Raw genomic sequence first — 14,036 nt, 5'->3', positions numbered from 1 at the left:
CCTCGACCGCCGTACGCACCACGATATCTGACATTTTCGGCTACAAACACAGATATCAATTTTTTAGGTAACTGTATTTGTGCTGTTGTCATGACGTTTACTCTGCGGGTGTGACTAGCTCTATTCGTGTTGGTTTTGGTGACATCGAGCCGTCGGATGATTGGTGGTCTATTTCTTGTTTTTCGCTATAGCCGTGATTAGATAGCATTAGCTTAGTGATTGTTGGATTGAATGAGCTAGTTAGCCCACCATTTATTAGTTTATTCTCTTGTAACGTTTTAATTGCTTCTAGCGTGTCGGAAAACTCTTTGTTTTGTTTTGCATACTCATACATTGATGACTTGTGCTTACCAAGATAACAAGCAAGACCTGCAACACTTGGCACTACATCCCCAAATGTTTCATAGTCCCCAAGCAAGTATTCTTTAGCCTTAATTAAGCATTCAGCTAGTTCACTTGGGCGACCCACTTTTTTCTTTTCGCCCTTTTTCATAATCTTTCCTTAAACTAATAATTATGCAGCTATACTTTGCTGTTCATCAAACAATGAAATAATATGGTTTCGTTTGAATAGCTCCATTAGCTTAACTTTTCGATCTTCGAACTCCATACCTAATTGAATAAATGTTGTATTCGCTCTTTGAAGGTCAGTAATGCATTTAATCTGGCACGGAGTTAAATAATCTCGAATAGATTCGTTTTTGTTAATGTCATGATGCACTTTAAATTTGGCGGATGTCATGCCTAGCGCTATACGATTGATTAAATCAGCTTCATTACTAAAATGATGAGGCTTAATATCTTTTCCTTGATTTTCTCTTTCTAATTTAATGGCATCAGTCATTGGCTTATATTCAACCTTTGCCAATTCTCTTAATCGTTGTCGTTGATAATCTTGTTGGATTACTTTATCAAATGTTCTAATTACGTGAAGATGAAATTTAGCATTAATCCACATTGCATACGCATAAACTAACTCTTTGCATACATATGTACCTCGATAATTACCGCCATTTATAACCTCAATTGCTTTTTGTCCACTCCTCAGATATGAGGAGTCCTCCAATTCTTGGATTAGTTCTTGAGTAGAATCAAGGCGTAACCAGTTTGATGGCTGCTTACTTTTATCATTTCCACTAGCTTTATGTATATCATTGATACAAAATAGCCCTTTTTTATCTTGTTTTATTGCAGTATTTAAAATTGTAATATTCATGATTTTCTCCATTAGAAATGAGTTTTAGTCACACAGGGAACCAGTCAAGAGAGGTAACCATGAAAACCATCTGATACCCTCTAAAACTCATTCCTAAGTGGCTCTTGTTGTTAATTTTGTTAATTGCCGTGTGATGGCAAATTTCAGATATAAAAAAACCGCAATTAAGCGGTTTGATTAAATATGCAGTTATTTTTTATAACCGCCCGGGGATTTTTATAGTTTATGCGGTAAAAGCGAATAGTTATTTATACTGGTAGTTAATTGAAAAACTATTAATGAGGAGTATCTAAGTTGATAGTTTTAAGGGGATATGGTTTCTAAGTTTGCCGACCGCGAACCAACTCCCCTTGAGTAAAGAAATTAAACATGATACAGATAGAAATGTAACAAACTGCTTAATAACTTTATTTGATCATGTTACTCTAAGTGCACATTTATTATAAATTATTTATCTGAGTTAGTACAGCACTAATTACTAATTTCCTTTATTGCCCTTTTATCCGCATTACATTTCTCAATAACATTTAGCAAATGCTCGTTATATCTGAGACTATCGCCAAACGTCATTTTTTGAGATGGTAAATTCGGCACGCAATCACTGAGCAAATTTGCCGGTATCGGTCGATTGACGTAAACTTTTCGCTCTTTTGTACAAGCTGTTAGAAACAGACACAGGCACAAACTGATTAGCGCAGTCATTATTTTTGAGTTGCTCATTGATTTGCTCCTGCCGTTCAATAGACTGATTTTCTAGCTCACGTTTGTTATTTTCGTTATCTGCTATAATTTGGTTGTTTCTAGTGATGTCCTGGTTCAACTGTTCGATTTTTCCGAACAGTTCAGCATTATCTTTTTTGAGCTGTTTCTTCTCTTGATAATTGTTGTAACCGAAATAGACAGCAAAGACAAAAACAGCAATGATTAATACTATGCTTAATGCCTTTTCTTTACTCATACTAGCCCGCTCTTATAAATCGTTTTACCTGCATTTTTTACGGCAGTTAACACTATTTGACGATTATTAGTTGGACTAAATCCAATGTGCACCCATTGATTATGCTCTTGAATTAATTTATCGAACTGTACATTAGCATCAATTAATCGTTGACAAATATCTTTAGGTGAACCAAATGACGATTTAAAATCCACTGCAAGCCCTTGCGTATGCGCGCTTGTTGCCACACCGCCGACACGAGCATTTAATGCAGGACAGCGGTAACCAGACGTGATAATGATTGGCTTACCCAAAGCTTTTCTTGCTAACTCAAGATGAGTAGCTGTTAATTGCACGTTAGGCATTAAATCGGCAGGCACAGAGTTATCAATTTTTAATCTGCTGGCTGTTGTCGAGCGAGTAAACTCTTCTAGCGTAAAATGTTCAGTTAGTTTGGTCATCGTTGTTATCAACCCTTTTTCTTAACATTGAATTTGATATTTGACGTAATTTATCAACCCCTAAAAAACCAATTGCGCCACCAATAAACGGATTCATACTAACTGGTAAGCCAAAATAATCTAGCCCACTGCTAGCAGCTAATGACAACGCACCACACAATAACGCTTCTACCCATTTACGACGTCCGCCCACACCATCATACGTTAAACGACCGTAGGCTATGATGATGGATAAAACGACGCCATAAATTAATGGCGCATTCGATTGCAACCATTCCATGATTGATGATTTATACATGTTATTATTCTTCATATGAGTTAATGATGTGACAGCGTACTAGCTAAATGTTAGTTATGTGTGTGTCTAGCTTTGCTGTCGATTCTGTAGATGTTGACGACATTAATGTCGCTGACATGCATGAAATTTGGACATAAAAAAACCGCAGTTAAGCGGTCTGTTTTTATTATTTACAATTAATTGTCAATTAATAATTTATTTAACTCTTTTGTTATTAATTTTTTATATAAAGGGATCATAACAGGAGAATCATTTACTGCCTGCAGAACATCCCTGATACAATTTATTGACAAATTACCCCTATAAAACTGATCAAAATTTTTAGCAAACTCACTATTAAAAAATGATATGTCATACGCATTATGAGCATCTATACAATTTAAATATGAATCCCAATTTAAAAATGGGTGACTTTTTTGATCTAATTCAACTTGGCATTTATTTAATGCTTCTTTCGAACGTATGAAATCAGGGATATCTGAATTTATCAATAAGACTAAAAGAGGTTCACAACAGCAAATAACATGATATTTGTTTTTAGGTGGTGTAGTGAAATGACAATGAGTGAAAACAACAGCTCCCACTTTAAATTGTTTTTTCCTAAACTCTTTAGGGAAATTGCCACCTAATAAAGCATTCTTAACCAGCCAAATACTTTCTTAACGTGTCAGAATGAATTGAATGATTAATTATCTCATCAATTGAAATCTCATTATTTTGATCAGCAGTATAATATAAATCATCATGGCTAAAGCTTTCTAAATCATTAAAGCTCATTCCTTTGATTTTTTCTATTGCCTCATTCAAACACTCAATATCACTATCACTGAGATAGTCCATATCAGCCTCCCTTTTAGGGACTAGCTTATGCAGGCTTGATCCACTCGACAAATAAGTCAGATATTTTTTAACTTCAGGATAATTACAATTATCACCTCTGGCGCTTTTAATCATGTCATATATATTAGATAAAACGGGACCGTTTTTCATGGCAATAACGCGATCATCAATAACAAAACGACCATATTTTTCTAGATGATATCTGTTCGCAAAATAAATAATCTTACCTGTATGATACATATATCCAACCTTAGAAGATACATATAGTAATACTTCTAACGCTTTAGAATAATTAAATCTATTAGTAATCATATAATTTCACCTCAGAATACGATTAATAACCAAGTTATTAACCTAGTAAAATTAGATTCAACTTAAAGTAGCAATACAACAACTATTTATCTTTTGATAAATAAAACACAAAAATGCATATAAGACTTCATTAATTTTATTCAGTAATAAATCTATAAAAATTAAAATTTTTTGATAAATAGTGTTGACTTTTATTGTAGGTTAACTTACAATAATAAGCATCAAGTGAGGGACTTGATAAGGTAAACCCCCGACCTAAGACGAGGGCTTAAGGAGAAGAAAAATGAAAAAGAAAATATTCATTTTAATTCTGCTACTTTTGATTAGCTCCCCAGCATTCTAAAGTAGTTCAAAGGAGAGGGAAACCTCTCCGATGACCTTAAATATAACAATTTAATTTTAAAAAATCAAGGCGGATAACATGGCATTAACAAGAGTTGAAATTCAAGCAAAAAGTGACCAAAAACGAGGTGTAAAGGTCAAAGGCTTTAAGCTACACGTTGACGATATCGCATTAATTGAACAAGCAAGTAAAAGCCTAGATATTCCACAAGCTAAGCTTATTGTTGATGCTGTGAAATTTTACCTTGATAACAAAAAAGCCTCTTAATTGAGGCTTTCTTTTAAATTCAGTAATGATCGATGTTCTTGCAATGTTAACTCGTTGAGATATCGTCTTGGGTTGCCGCACATCCAACAAGAGCAAGCTGTTGGTGTTGTCACATGCCTTTTTAGCGATTTTCTAGAATCACCAGAATAAAAATCGTGCTTTCTATTATCTAGACATCGCTTAACTTGATGTCGTCTATATGCTCGTGTTCTCATAAAATTACTCACATATGGATAGCAAAAAGCCCAACTATTTTAGTGGGCTTAAATTCTATGCGTTCAAAACCGCATCATATATATATTATCTATCCGTATATCCGTACAGTCAAGTATTTATTGAATATTACAAGCCTTTCTTGTTGCTGTGATTTGTAGATCCATACCTAACGCATGAATAATTTTAAGCATAGTGTCAAATCTAGGTTTTTTCGCTGATAACGTTTTATATAGACTTTCTCTTCCGATACCTGCTTCTTCTGCTATTTTTGTCATACCTATTGAACGAGCTACATCATTAAGTGCTGCAATAAATTCTTCTGATGAAATATCCTCATGCAAAAATTCTGAAAGATACATTGCTCTTTCTTCATCAGTATTAAGGAATTTTGCCGCATCAAATTGCGTCACTTTAACCATTTTTAATCTCCTTCCAAAGTTTTACCGCTTTGTTTATATCTTTCTTTTGTGTTGACTTATCACCACCACATAATAAGAGATAAGTAATATTTCCATCTTTTGCGTAATATACTCGATAGCCTGCACCAACAGTAATTCGCATTTCGTAAATTTCATCCCTTAAAAATTTATGATCACCAAAATTACCAAAAGCAGCTCTTCGAATTCTTGCTGTTATTACTGTTTTTCCTTTAGAATCTTTCAAGCGTTCTAACCAGTTTTCGAAAATTTCTGTTTGGTTAATTATATTCATACATACACCAATCTTGTATTTATTAAATATTGTATACTTTTGGATACAATAATCAATATTTATTTTATTAAAAAGGGCGTAAAGCCCTTTGTATTGTGTTATTTGATATCTGCAATTAATTTTTTATTAAAATCTTTTAGGTATATTTTATGCATCTTATCTATGTTTAACAAAAATTGGGCATGTTCATGTTTTACATTGAACATGATAATATCTTGATCGTTGTGGTTCCTGAAAATCTTTTTAATAATTTCGCTTTCAGTATCTCGCCTCAACGTTAAATACATCTGGGTTACTTTTAACATTTTTTCAATTTCTGCGCTTATTAAGTAAAGTCTATCTTTTCTTATATGTTGAATACTATCAGCACCAGTTGCGTCACGTACCATTTTCCAAACTCCTTGCGTGAATGCTTCAGTGTAGAAAAAGGCATTTGAAATATTATTAATGATATATTTTAAATCTTGCAATTGCTGTGATGTAATGTAATTTGACTTATCAACAACTGAGTATGCACCGGTTTTACGGATTTTTGGAAGTACATCATTAAATACCCAATCTTGAAATTGTTTAGCTTCTGGCTTATTACTTCTAAATATCACTCGGTATAAGTTTGGCTCATTAATAAATACAACGTATTGATTACCGCCATTTGTAGGGAGGTAGATTTTTTCTACCCCCTTATTATCAATCTGTTTTGCTAATAAATCTTTATGGTTTTTGATGTCTAAAACACTACAAACATCTTTTAAGCAAAAGAAAGGTTCGTTATTAATTAATTGAATGCGAACTTCATAAGAAGATTGAAATTGAAAAACTGAAATTTGATTAGTCATAATATTGACCTCGGATGATTGGTTATTTTATAAATCACCACCAACACGCCAATATTGGAGGTGAACTAAGCAAGGTTGGCGTACTGGTTAATCATCCGAATCCAGCGAGCGGTTAAGCTCCCTCACCTAGCCCACCATAGACTAGATATAGAAAAACTGCTTACGCAGTTTGTGCGGATGATATTTGCCTCAGGACGCCAATCCCGACGTTAGATTTTGCTAACGTTTTTTCAATATACATCTTAATTATGTTCATTGTCAACTATGCCACCTTTGGGAATAATTCAATAATATGACCACGAATGAAACATTCAGCAGCAAACAAAATTTTTGTTATATCATCCGTTCTTTTACCCAATATTCTCGCTTGCTTACTACATGAAATTTCACGGAGATAAAAGGATGTTAATACTGCCCAATGCTCAATATTATCTGCTTTTAATCTTAAAACAGCATTATCAATAATCTGTGCCTCTTCTTCTGTTAAATACTGACGATAATCAAAATCCATTGGTGCCCCATTAATACCCGCCGATTTTGAGGGGTATTCTGTCCCCATGCGCTTTAAAATGCGTGTATTTTTCCACGCTATTAAAATATCCTTAGTTTCTCTCATTTATCCCTCCCAATGCACTGATAGTTAATTCTATCTTTCCACCCTTAAAAACTTCTTTTCTTTCGCTATGTAATACGTCTATTTGCTCATCATCTACAATGACACCGCTATGTATTAATGCGTCAAAAATGGCTTTATTGATGTTATCTAGGTCTCGTTTTCTTCTGTCTGGCATGTACGCCTTAATATCAATCATTACTCTTTCAGCTAACTTCTTATTAGCTTTATTTTGCAAAACTATACCAATAACATCATTCCTAAATTTAATGCCCTGTGGTTTTATATATCTCCGTTTTCCTACTGTCCCCCAATAATGATTGACAGTTGGAGGGTACGGTAATGTCAGGTTAATCATAATTTAATCTTCCCCTCTTTAATTAGCATGTCCTGAGTTCTAATTACACCCTCAGCGTGCGCTAATCTAACGAATTCATTCTCAAATATTCGTGTTCTGCGGTCGATTTCATCATGACAAGCTGAGCAAGCCCATGCGCCTTGCAAATCATTCGGCTTCATACCTACGCCACACGTTCCTGCCAGTCTGTAATGAGCTAGAACTGTAGTTTCTGGATTATGATTGCAGCACGGCAATCGAACCATACACTCTCGCCCTCTTGCTTCTTTAGTTAGTCTGCTCATTGTTAACTCTATTTAAATTATGCTGATTAATGTATTCTCTGCGTTGCTCTCTAACTATTGCTATTGCTCGCTCTAATTCTTGCTCTTTATCATCGTATCGTTTTAATTGTTCTTTGTGTTCGTTGTTCATCATGCTACCTTTGATAATTGGTCTTTGTACTGTTCAGCTAGTCGAATCGCTTCCTGTGCATCTGAGCTAAATATAACGCCATTTTCAGCCCCAAACTGTTCAGCACAAGTCACCACATCAGCAAATGCTTTTTTATTCATTCTTCGCGTTGATAACCCCATAAACACCAGTCCGCCTTGAATGCCTTTTACACATTTCTGCCCGTGTAAATTAGCCGTGATTAAATGCTTCCATTCCTCTGCTGTGAGCTTTTCTCCATTCCATTCAACTTGCTTAGCAATATCATTCAAAACAGCCCACATCATGCGATTTTGTGCTAACGTGCGATTGTCTTCGTCGATTACTATGCGCAACGGATGCTCGCTATCAACTGGCAATTGATTTATTACGTTAATCGCTGTGTTGCGTGCTTGTTCATGTGTTAATCGTATTTCTTTAATCACTTCTAAACCCTCACACACTCAAAATTACGGACCAACACTTCAACTTTAGTATTGCCGAATGAGTTCTCAACTGTAGCGAGTGTTTTAATTAAACTTTTTTCTGTGAGTCTTGAATCACGACGCAACACAACCGTTCCCCACGCTTGCCAACCTTTTTTAACTTCTGCTGTTATTTTGTAAGCCACTTCTGTATCAACTCTCTCAATTTAATTTTGTCTTCTTCTGAATAATTTTTTACTCGTTCTGCTAACTGCTGTTTAATCTTTGCCGTATTTGCTCCTGGTTCTCGTATCGCTCTCACATAGTCGTATGCTATTTTGTCTAGCATGTGATTAATACCGAGTGTGCAATGGTTAACTCTCCGCAACACAAGCTCTACCTGTTTTTAACATCTGCTTAATGCTAGCAATATGCATCATGCTTTTACTTGATGCTCCCTGCTCAGTTTTGCATTCCAACATTGCAAACGTATTTTCTGGTTTTGGCAGATAATGATTAGCTCGCTCTTGTGTTAATAGCCCTGTAAAAACGGCATGGTTTATAGCATCAGCACGCTTTGCTTTATCGCTACCTTGGGAGACAAACACCTCGATAGCTCGTCCGTACATCATCGATTCGTCAACCATTCGCTCATATGCATCAATAAACGTTCGTCTTGCTCCAATTTTGTCACCATTTCGGTAGACAATTTCAGCTTGTGCCCACGCTTTTGCTATTTCATTAGTCCAAACAACCGTATTGGTTTCATCGCTAGCAAGTATTGCAATCGACCACGCTTCATCTGGTGATAAATGATTACTTGAACCGCCCATTAGCTTGATTAAATCCGCAGGTTTCGGCATAAACTGGCTTTTACGCACCCAAGCATTAGCGGCAGCCTTTAATGATTGAATCGGATATTGCCCAAGCGTTGACCAGTAAATATTGACCTTGACAGTGCTTGCTTGTTGTCCGTAAATCTCAAGTAATCCGCCAATAACTGCTAAAAAATCATCTGTGATCTTTGCCATTACTAACTCCTCATGCTCTCTAAAACGGCTCTGTTACGCTCGGCAAGGGTCATGAATTTTTCAGGTGGTTTATTTGATTTTTTATAACCGTTAGCATTGCGTAACCAGTTGTTAAAAGCCGCATTCCAATCAATATATTTTTTGCCATTCGCCAAGCAGTAATCCCTGAATTTGACAAACTCATTATCCAAATTGATGTTTTCATTCATCGCTATATCTCGATGATGATCGTTCGGTTTAAATTCATCAGGAAACTGACAAGGTCGCTTTGGCTGTTGCGATTTATTCGCAATAATATTTGTAGTATTCTCTGTAGTAGTCTTTGTAGTATTCTCTTGATATAACGAACTTGATTTTGTAGTCGTCTCGACATCTACATTGTAGAGATCGGGGTAACTACTTTTCATTTGTCGTGATGATTGAGTTATAGAGTTGGCGAAATCGCTTAAAACTTGATTAACTTTTTCATTATCAATCTTGTAAAAAGTCTTATGCTCTAACCTCTTTTCTGTAACAATTAACACACCTTTTTCTTTTAGTTTTTTGATAGCCGTTCTTTGTTCGTTATGAGATAAACCAGTTTCATCTTCAAGCTCATCACGTGTTTTATACACACCTAAATCAGACGTAGCCTTGTCTTGCCAATAAAATAATTGTGAGAATAAAACAGCAGGACTCACACCACCCAGTGGCTTAGCTAGCTTAGGATAATAGGCATTCGGACGCCCTATTAGTTTTAATATTTCAACTGCGTTCATTGCTTACCCTCTTTCTTGGGAAAAGTTCTGGTAAATCAGGTCTAATATCGCAAGCTGCAACTTCCCCATTGGTTGCTTTTACTATTAAATGAACATGTTCAGGACTAACATCAGACAATCCGTGCAGCCACTTCCATACTGATGTCTGAGTTTTCCCACACGCATCAGCTAATTTTTTCTGGCTTCCCGTAATTAAAATAGCTTTCTCAATTGCTTTATTTTTCATACAAACTCTCTTTTAACAACTTATGTTGTAAATATTATCTTTTGTTTTTGCTTGTGTCAACAACTTAAGATGTTTTACTTTATACAACTTTGGTTGTATTTTATTTAAATGAAAAAGGAGCTTAAAAAATGACATTAGCAGATCGACTAACCTCAATAATGAAAGAAAAGAAGATTTCTCAAGCGAAATTGGGAGAGGCTATTGGTATGTCTCAAACCACAATATGGAAATTAATGACAGGCAAAACAAAATCAAATAGAAATCTATTGAAGATCGCTGATTATTTAGGTGTTTCGGTTGAATGGTTAGCTAAAGGAGAAGGTCCTCAGCTTAAACAGCAACGAGACGGAACGCCGATGGATGAATTATCAACAAGAGACGTAGATGAGTGGGATGATAAAACCCCATTAAATGATGATGAAGTTGAAGTTCCATATTTCAAATCAATTGAACTTGCAGCAGGACATGGTTGTTCAAGCACGGAAGATCACAATGGATATAAGCTCAGATTTAGCAAATCTTTTTTTAGAAGAAAAAACGCACAAAAAGAATTTGTCATTTGTTTTCCAGCTAAAGGAAACAGTATGGAGCCCGTTATTCCAGATGGAGCAACTGTTGCGGTGAACACACTACAAAAAGATATTCGTGATGGCGATGTTTATGCAATATGCCAAGACGGATTGTGTCGGCTAAAAAGATTGTATTTATTACCAGCAGGAAAAATAAGAATTGTTTCTTACAACTCTGAAGAATTTCCTGATGAAATTGATGATTCAAAAAATATAGAAATAATCGGGCGAGTATTTCATTGTTCATTTGAAATGTAATCAATGCTATTAAGAAAACACGGCTAACCGCTACGGCGGTTATTGAAACAAAGATTCAATCGTTCAAATAGAATAAAGTAAATTAGATAGTTATTGATAATTTTAATTATAAGGGATATATTATATATATTCCCAATTTGGGAAATTTATGAAAATATTCGGGAAAGAAAAGATAATCGAATTTAATAAGAAACATCCTGAAGCAAGTAGACACCTGAACTCTTGGTTAAGAAAAGTTGAATTGTCAACTTGGAATAATCCACATGACATTAAAAACAATTTTAATAATTCATATGACCAGTTAGGTGATTCTAAAGGTGTTTTTAATGTCAAACATAATAACTATAGAGTTGTTGTTCAAGTGAGATATTGTAATGGCATGGTTCTTATTGATGGGGTCTATACTCATTCTGAATATGATAAATTGAGGTTAAAATAATGGCTAGCTATTTTTGGACTATACTGCATAATGAAGCAGAATATCAAAAAGCAATGGCTCGATTCACTGAACTTTTCGGTAAAGAATTAACACCTCTTTCAGAGGAAAGCGATGAATTCGAATTATTAGCAATGCTAATTGAAAAATATGAAAATTTAAACTACTCCGTTGAGGCTCCTTCTCCTATTGATTATATAAAATTTATTATGGATCAAAAAGGTTTAACTAATGAAGATATGAAAAAATATTTAGGCTCATCATCTAAAGTGTCAGAAGTCCTCAATGGCAAAAGAAATCTAAGTTTAAATATGATTAAAAAACTTCATAATGGACTTGGTATACCTGCAGATATCTTAATTCAAGATATCAATTGTATAGATGATGAGAATAATGGCGTTATTTTTTCGAAATTAATTAACAATGAAGCTTGCTACATAGAATTAGAAGAATCTACTAAATTTGACATTATACTTATATGTAAAAATATAATAGAAAAGATTAAAAATCCTATGAAAGGTGGATTAGACAATAATTATCCGAATGATACTAATAGCTGTCTTTATTATTAATATACTAGTTAAAGAGAAATAAAATATGGATAAATTATTTAAACAAAATAAAGATTTCATTATTATTAATATTAGCTTTGATGAATATAGAAAAGCGAAAAACGGTACAGATATTGAATTTCAAATAAATGAATCTCAAGAAAGCATCATGATTCATAAAGAATTAGATAAACTAATGGTTAAGATGATAACTACAATTGTTGGTGTTGATAATGAGAATACTCAAATTTTTTCTTTTGTGTTGAGATCTAATACTCAAGTTTATCTTAAAGAAAAATTGAAAACAGAAAATCAATCTAAGTCACCAATATTATCAGATGAAATAAAAACACAAGCAGAAATTATTGCATCAACTGAAAATAAAACTTTCATTAAACAGTTTTTTAATAAAACTCATATTCCAATTAGTTCCGATCAATTCTAAATATAAATCTGTATATAACCAACCCGTCAGCGCGGGTTTTTTCATACTTATCTAAAAATTAACTGTACTTTTTTTACATACCGCTAATCATTCATCAATCACCCCCTAAGGGTGTCTCTTATTTCCCACACCATTTTCAGCAAAAAATAAAAAATAGCCTTATTATTGATAATAGACTGCTTTAAGCTGATCTTTTTATTGAAGCTTTTTATTTTATTGGGTATAATTTGATCTATATTTAGTGGTTGGCAACATAATAAACTACTAGATATGGGAAAGCCCGATATTGGCGTATCGGGCTAATACTAAAAAATAAAGCATTATGGGCTTTATTGCGAGATCTCGATAGTTATTCTATATTCGTTTTCTTTTTAAGTAAAGCCCTATTTAATGCTTATCAATTAGAGAGGTATTAAAAATGGGTTATTCACCTATATGCCATAAGGCACACCGTTACGATGTTCACTTCGAATCATTACCTGAATATCAAGGCACATTTAGCAGACATAAATGTGCAGGCTGTGCATTTGAGCTAGGGTATTTTCATGCAGTAAATGGAATACCTAAAGCGATTGATGATTCAGTTTTAGATAGCATTTCGTACAGTCAAGCCGGCAGCGTCAGACATAAAGATGCTTTTACCGCATACAATGATGGGTATAAATTTGCATTAAGTTTAGCTAAAGTCGCTTAATATATACCAAAAATAACAAGCCCCTTCTGGGGCTTTTTTCACGCCTAAAATCCCACCACAACTATAAAACACCTAATTGATTAAAAAACAAGCAAACAAATAACAATCAATCACACAAAAACAACAACTTAACAACTTAATTAAAAATAATAACAACTTTAGGTGTTGATATTAATAACAACTTATGTTGTAATAATCACATCAAAACAAATCAACTTACCAAAGTTGAAGCTCTTTAAAAATTCGGAAAGTCGGAACAACTTATAAAGTGTTATTCAAGTAGACAGTGTGAAAGCGAAGCTCATCTTAGAACGAAATGCCTAGCTCCCTCTAAGCTGATGAAAGGATAGCACGGAATAAGGGAGCGCAACACCTACTGGGGTATGTACCAGTATTCAAATCAAAGCGCATTCATAGAGTGCGCTTGAGTTTGAAATAAAAGGAGATAGATGATGTTACATAGAGCTGTAGAGAACGGTTACGAAAATGCTTATTGCAACATGATGAGCGGCACTGAAATACAAGATGCTAAAGAAGCAGAAATTAAAGCTCAATCAAACGAACTTTATGACAAACTCAGCGATAGTGATTATCTAGAAATTGAAAAAAAAATAATGAAAGCGTTTGGTTGGGATGATGTTGACACTGATTCAGTTCAAAAAGCATTAAAGCTCATATGTTATGAAAAAGCTGAATTTCATTTTAATGAAAAAAATAAAAAATCATTTTATTAAGCTAACGAATTTTGACAACTCGGAAAGACGAGTACATGCAAATCCTTTGCCCTCTTTTGAGGGCTTTTTTACAGAATTAGCAGACAGAAA

General features: G+C 34.2%; 27 protein-coding genes. 7 read left to right on the top strand and 20 right to left on the bottom strand.

Translation table 11 applies throughout. The annotated features are described in order from the left end of the window. Nucleotides 1-97 precede the first annotated feature (97 nt). The 8 genes from A9G31_RS04820 to A9G31_RS04790 all read right to left on the bottom strand — a co-directional run bounded on the left by A9G31_RS04820 (nt 98) and on the right by A9G31_RS04790 (nt 4,064). Nucleotides 98-493 (bottom strand): DNA-packaging protein, encoded by a 396-nt coding sequence (locus A9G31_RS04820; protein WP_065560381.1) that lies wholly within the window; start codon nt 491-493, stop codon nt 98-100. 21 nt (nt 494-514) lie between these two features. Next, on the bottom strand, nt 515-1,219 hold the full coding sequence (locus tag A9G31_RS04815; protein WP_442902670.1) for a KilA-N domain-containing protein: 705 nt from the start codon (nt 1,217-1,219) through the stop codon (nt 515-517). 468 nt (nt 1,220-1,687) lie between these two features. Further along, nucleotides 1,688-1,918 carry an Rz1-like lysis system protein LysC gene (lysC, locus tag A9G31_RS12190; protein WP_442902669.1) on the bottom strand — a complete coding sequence of 77 codons (231 nt, stop codon included), beginning with the start codon at nt 1,916-1,918 and terminating at the stop codon, nt 1,688-1,690. Beyond that, on the bottom strand, nt 1,815-2,174 hold the full coding sequence (locus A9G31_RS04810) for a DUF2570 domain-containing protein (protein ID WP_065560682.1): 360 nt from the start codon (nt 2,172-2,174) through the stop codon (nt 1,815-1,817). Before A9G31_RS04810 ends, lysC begins: the two co-directional genes overlap by 104 nt. Beyond that, nucleotides 2,171-2,614: a D-Ala-D-Ala carboxypeptidase family metallohydrolase gene (locus A9G31_RS04805; protein ID WP_065560681.1), complete on the bottom strand. Its 444-nt coding sequence runs from the start codon at nt 2,612-2,614 to the stop codon at nt 2,171-2,173. Before A9G31_RS04805 ends, A9G31_RS04810 begins: the two co-directional genes overlap by 4 nt. Next, a complete protein-coding gene (locus tag A9G31_RS04800; protein WP_218056376.1) occupies nt 2,598-2,912 on the bottom strand; it encodes a phage holin, lambda family in 315 nt (104 codons plus the stop codon). Before A9G31_RS04800 ends, A9G31_RS04805 begins: the two co-directional genes overlap by 17 nt. A gap of 176 nt (nt 2,913-3,088) precedes the next feature. Further along, nucleotides 3,089-3,496, bottom strand: coding sequence for a hypothetical protein (locus A9G31_RS04795; RefSeq protein WP_081299345.1), 408 nt, complete (start codon nt 3,494-3,496; stop codon nt 3,089-3,091). 55 nt (nt 3,497-3,551) lie between these two features. Then, a complete protein-coding gene (locus tag A9G31_RS04790) occupies nt 3,552-4,064 on the bottom strand; it encodes a Panacea domain-containing protein (protein WP_065560678.1) in 513 nt (170 codons plus the stop codon). A gap of 421 nt (nt 4,065-4,485) precedes the next feature. Between A9G31_RS04790 and A9G31_RS04785 the strand changes: the two genes are divergently transcribed. Further along, nucleotides 4,486-4,674, top strand: coding sequence for a ribbon-helix-helix protein, CopG family (locus tag A9G31_RS04785; RefSeq protein ID WP_065560677.1), 189 nt, complete (start codon nt 4,486-4,488; stop codon nt 4,672-4,674). A 332-nt stretch (nt 4,675-5,006) separates the two neighbouring features. Here A9G31_RS04785 and A9G31_RS04780 read toward each other — a convergent pair whose 3' ends face one another. The 12 genes from A9G31_RS04780 to A9G31_RS04730 all read right to left on the bottom strand — a co-directional run bounded on the left by A9G31_RS04780 (nt 5,007) and on the right by A9G31_RS04730 (nt 10,259). Beyond that, a complete protein-coding gene (locus tag A9G31_RS04780) occupies nt 5,007-5,309 on the bottom strand; it encodes an addiction module antidote protein (protein ID WP_034945255.1) in 303 nt (100 codons plus the stop codon). Then, nucleotides 5,302-5,601, bottom strand: a complete 300-nt coding sequence (locus tag A9G31_RS04775; RefSeq protein WP_034945252.1) for a type II toxin-antitoxin system RelE/ParE family toxin — start codon at nt 5,599-5,601, stop codon at nt 5,302-5,304. Before A9G31_RS04775 ends, A9G31_RS04780 begins: the two co-directional genes overlap by 8 nt. Nucleotides 5,602-5,699: 98 nt before the next feature. Next, a complete protein-coding gene (locus A9G31_RS04770) occupies nt 5,700-6,437 on the bottom strand; it encodes a BRO-N domain-containing protein (RefSeq protein WP_065560676.1) in 738 nt (245 codons plus the stop codon). A gap of 262 nt (nt 6,438-6,699) precedes the next feature. Next, complete coding sequence (locus A9G31_RS04765; RefSeq protein ID WP_065560675.1) at nt 6,700-7,053, bottom strand: antiterminator Q family protein; 354 nt, start codon at nt 7,051-7,053, stop codon at nt 6,700-6,702. Next, complete coding sequence (locus A9G31_RS04760) at nt 7,040-7,408, bottom strand: RusA family crossover junction endodeoxyribonuclease (RefSeq protein WP_081297738.1); 369 nt, start codon at nt 7,406-7,408, stop codon at nt 7,040-7,042. Before A9G31_RS04760 ends, A9G31_RS04765 begins: the two co-directional genes overlap by 14 nt. Next, the gene (locus tag A9G31_RS04755) at nt 7,405-7,692 is read right to left on the bottom strand and encodes a DUF1364 domain-containing protein (protein ID WP_065560673.1); all 288 of its coding nucleotides are present in this window, start codon (nt 7,690-7,692) and stop codon (nt 7,405-7,407) included. The genes A9G31_RS04760 and A9G31_RS04755 overlap by 4 nt, the downstream gene beginning before the upstream one ends. Beyond that, the gene (locus A9G31_RS11770) at nt 7,676-7,822 is read right to left on the bottom strand and encodes a hypothetical protein (protein WP_176700354.1); all 147 of its coding nucleotides are present in this window, start codon (nt 7,820-7,822) and stop codon (nt 7,676-7,678) included. The genes A9G31_RS04755 and A9G31_RS11770 overlap by 17 nt, the downstream gene beginning before the upstream one ends. Beyond that, nucleotides 7,822-8,265 (bottom strand): recombination protein NinB, encoded by a 444-nt coding sequence (locus A9G31_RS04750; RefSeq protein WP_065560672.1) that lies wholly within the window; start codon nt 8,263-8,265, stop codon nt 7,822-7,824. Before A9G31_RS04750 ends, A9G31_RS11770 begins: the two co-directional genes overlap by 1 nt. 2 nt (nt 8,266-8,267) lie before the next feature. Next, nucleotides 8,268-8,450, bottom strand: a complete 183-nt coding sequence (locus A9G31_RS04745) for a hypothetical protein (RefSeq protein WP_065560671.1) — start codon at nt 8,448-8,450, stop codon at nt 8,268-8,270. 168 nt (nt 8,451-8,618) lie between these two features. After that, the gene (locus A9G31_RS04740; RefSeq protein ID WP_065560670.1) at nt 8,619-9,275 is read right to left on the bottom strand and encodes a hypothetical protein; all 657 of its coding nucleotides are present in this window, start codon (nt 9,273-9,275) and stop codon (nt 8,619-8,621) included. Nucleotides 9,276-9,277: 2 nt separating this feature from the next. Beyond that, the gene (locus A9G31_RS04735; RefSeq protein ID WP_065560669.1) at nt 9,278-10,033 is read right to left on the bottom strand and encodes a hypothetical protein; all 756 of its coding nucleotides are present in this window, start codon (nt 10,031-10,033) and stop codon (nt 9,278-9,280) included. Then, complete coding sequence (locus A9G31_RS04730; RefSeq protein WP_034910089.1) at nt 10,020-10,259, bottom strand: helix-turn-helix domain-containing protein; 240 nt, start codon at nt 10,257-10,259, stop codon at nt 10,020-10,022. The genes A9G31_RS04735 and A9G31_RS04730 overlap by 14 nt, the downstream gene beginning before the upstream one ends. A gap of 128 nt (nt 10,260-10,387) precedes the next feature. Between A9G31_RS04730 and A9G31_RS04725 the strand changes: the two genes are divergently transcribed. From A9G31_RS04725 to A9G31_RS04700, 6 genes are all read left to right on the top strand, one after another. Further along, on the top strand, nt 10,388-11,086 hold the full coding sequence (locus A9G31_RS04725; RefSeq protein ID WP_141671188.1) for an XRE family transcriptional regulator: 699 nt from the start codon (nt 10,388-10,390) through the stop codon (nt 11,084-11,086). A gap of 148 nt (nt 11,087-11,234) precedes the next feature. Continuing rightward, entirely contained in the window at nt 11,235-11,525 is a 291-nt protein-coding gene (locus A9G31_RS04720) for a type II toxin-antitoxin system HigB family toxin (RefSeq protein ID WP_065560668.1), read from the top strand. Beyond that, nucleotides 11,525-12,094, top strand: coding sequence for a helix-turn-helix domain-containing protein (locus tag A9G31_RS04715; protein ID WP_065560667.1), 570 nt, complete (start codon nt 11,525-11,527; stop codon nt 12,092-12,094). The genes A9G31_RS04720 and A9G31_RS04715 overlap by 1 nt, the downstream gene beginning before the upstream one ends. A gap of 25 nt (nt 12,095-12,119) precedes the next feature. Continuing rightward, nucleotides 12,120-12,518, top strand: a complete 399-nt coding sequence (locus A9G31_RS04710; RefSeq protein WP_065560666.1) for a hypothetical protein — start codon at nt 12,120-12,122, stop codon at nt 12,516-12,518. A gap of 418 nt (nt 12,519-12,936) precedes the next feature. Next, nucleotides 12,937-13,212: a hypothetical protein gene (locus tag A9G31_RS04705; RefSeq protein WP_065560665.1), complete on the top strand. Its 276-nt coding sequence runs from the start codon at nt 12,937-12,939 to the stop codon at nt 13,210-13,212. A gap of 449 nt (nt 13,213-13,661) precedes the next feature. After that, nucleotides 13,662-13,946, top strand: a complete 285-nt coding sequence (locus tag A9G31_RS04700) for a hypothetical protein (protein ID WP_065560218.1) — start codon at nt 13,662-13,664, stop codon at nt 13,944-13,946. The last annotated feature ends 90 nt before the right edge of the window (nt 13,947-14,036 follow it).

Origin of the sequence: Gilliamella sp. Gris1-4 (assembly GCF_001690335.1) — a bacterium.
Taxonomy (GTDB): Bacteria; Pseudomonadota; Gammaproteobacteria; order Enterobacterales; family Orbaceae; genus Gilliamella; species Gilliamella apicola_P.
This window is presented reverse-complemented; position numbering and strand designations above follow the sequence as displayed.

Coding starts and splice junctions, on each gene's coding strand:
- A9G31_RS04820 (WP_065560381.1), bottom strand. CDS start 493: ATGAAAAAGGGCGAAAAGAAAAAAGTGGGTCGCCCAAGTGAACTAGCT.
- lysC (WP_442902669.1), bottom strand. CDS start 1,918: ATGACTGCGCTAATCAGTTTGTGCCTGTGTCTGTTTCTAACAGCTTGT.
- A9G31_RS04810 (WP_065560682.1), bottom strand. CDS start 2,174: ATGAGTAAAGAAAAGGCATTAAGCATAGTATTAATCATTGCTGTTTTT.
- A9G31_RS04805 (WP_065560681.1), bottom strand. CDS start 2,614: ATGACCAAACTAACTGAACATTTTACGCTAGAAGAGTTTACTCGCTCG.
- A9G31_RS04800 (WP_218056376.1), bottom strand. CDS start 2,912: ATGTATAAATCATCAATCATGGAATGGTTGCAATCGAATGCGCCATTA.
- A9G31_RS04790 (WP_065560678.1), bottom strand. CDS start 4,064: ATGATTACTAATAGATTTAATTATTCTAAAGCGTTAGAAGTATTACTA.
- A9G31_RS04785 (WP_065560677.1), top strand. CDS start 4,486: ATGGCATTAACAAGAGTTGAAATTCAAGCAAAAAGTGACCAAAAACGA.
- A9G31_RS04780 (WP_034945255.1), bottom strand. CDS start 5,309: ATGGTTAAAGTGACGCAATTTGATGCGGCAAAATTCCTTAATACTGAT.
- A9G31_RS04775 (WP_034945252.1), bottom strand. CDS start 5,601: ATGAATATAATTAACCAAACAGAAATTTTCGAAAACTGGTTAGAACGC.
- A9G31_RS04770 (WP_065560676.1), bottom strand. CDS start 6,437: ATGACTAATCAAATTTCAGTTTTTCAATTTCAATCTTCTTATGAAGTT.
- A9G31_RS04765 (WP_065560675.1), bottom strand. CDS start 7,053: ATGAGAGAAACTAAGGATATTTTAATAGCGTGGAAAAATACACGCATT.
- A9G31_RS04760 (WP_081297738.1), bottom strand. CDS start 7,408: ATGATTAACCTGACATTACCGTACCCTCCAACTGTCAATCATTATTGG.
- A9G31_RS04755 (WP_065560673.1), bottom strand. CDS start 7,692: ATGAGCAGACTAACTAAAGAAGCAAGAGGGCGAGAGTGTATGGTTCGA.
- A9G31_RS11770 (WP_176700354.1), bottom strand. CDS start 7,822: ATGAACAACGAACACAAAGAACAATTAAAACGATACGATGATAAAGAG.
- A9G31_RS04740 (WP_065560670.1), bottom strand. CDS start 9,275: ATGGCAAAGATCACAGATGATTTTTTAGCAGTTATTGGCGGATTACTT.
- A9G31_RS04735 (WP_065560669.1), bottom strand. CDS start 10,033: ATGAACGCAGTTGAAATATTAAAACTAATAGGGCGTCCGAATGCCTAT.
- A9G31_RS04730 (WP_034910089.1), bottom strand. CDS start 10,259: ATGAAAAATAAAGCAATTGAGAAAGCTATTTTAATTACGGGAAGCCAG.
- A9G31_RS04725 (WP_141671188.1), top strand. CDS start 10,388: ATGACATTAGCAGATCGACTAACCTCAATAATGAAAGAAAAGAAGATT.
- A9G31_RS04720 (WP_065560668.1), top strand. CDS start 11,235: ATGAAAATATTCGGGAAAGAAAAGATAATCGAATTTAATAAGAAACAT.
- A9G31_RS04715 (WP_065560667.1), top strand. CDS start 11,525: ATGGCTAGCTATTTTTGGACTATACTGCATAATGAAGCAGAATATCAA.
- A9G31_RS04710 (WP_065560666.1), top strand. CDS start 12,120: ATGGATAAATTATTTAAACAAAATAAAGATTTCATTATTATTAATATT.
- A9G31_RS04705 (WP_065560665.1), top strand. CDS start 12,937: ATGGGTTATTCACCTATATGCCATAAGGCACACCGTTACGATGTTCAC.
- A9G31_RS04700 (WP_065560218.1), top strand. CDS start 13,662: ATGATGTTACATAGAGCTGTAGAGAACGGTTACGAAAATGCTTATTGC.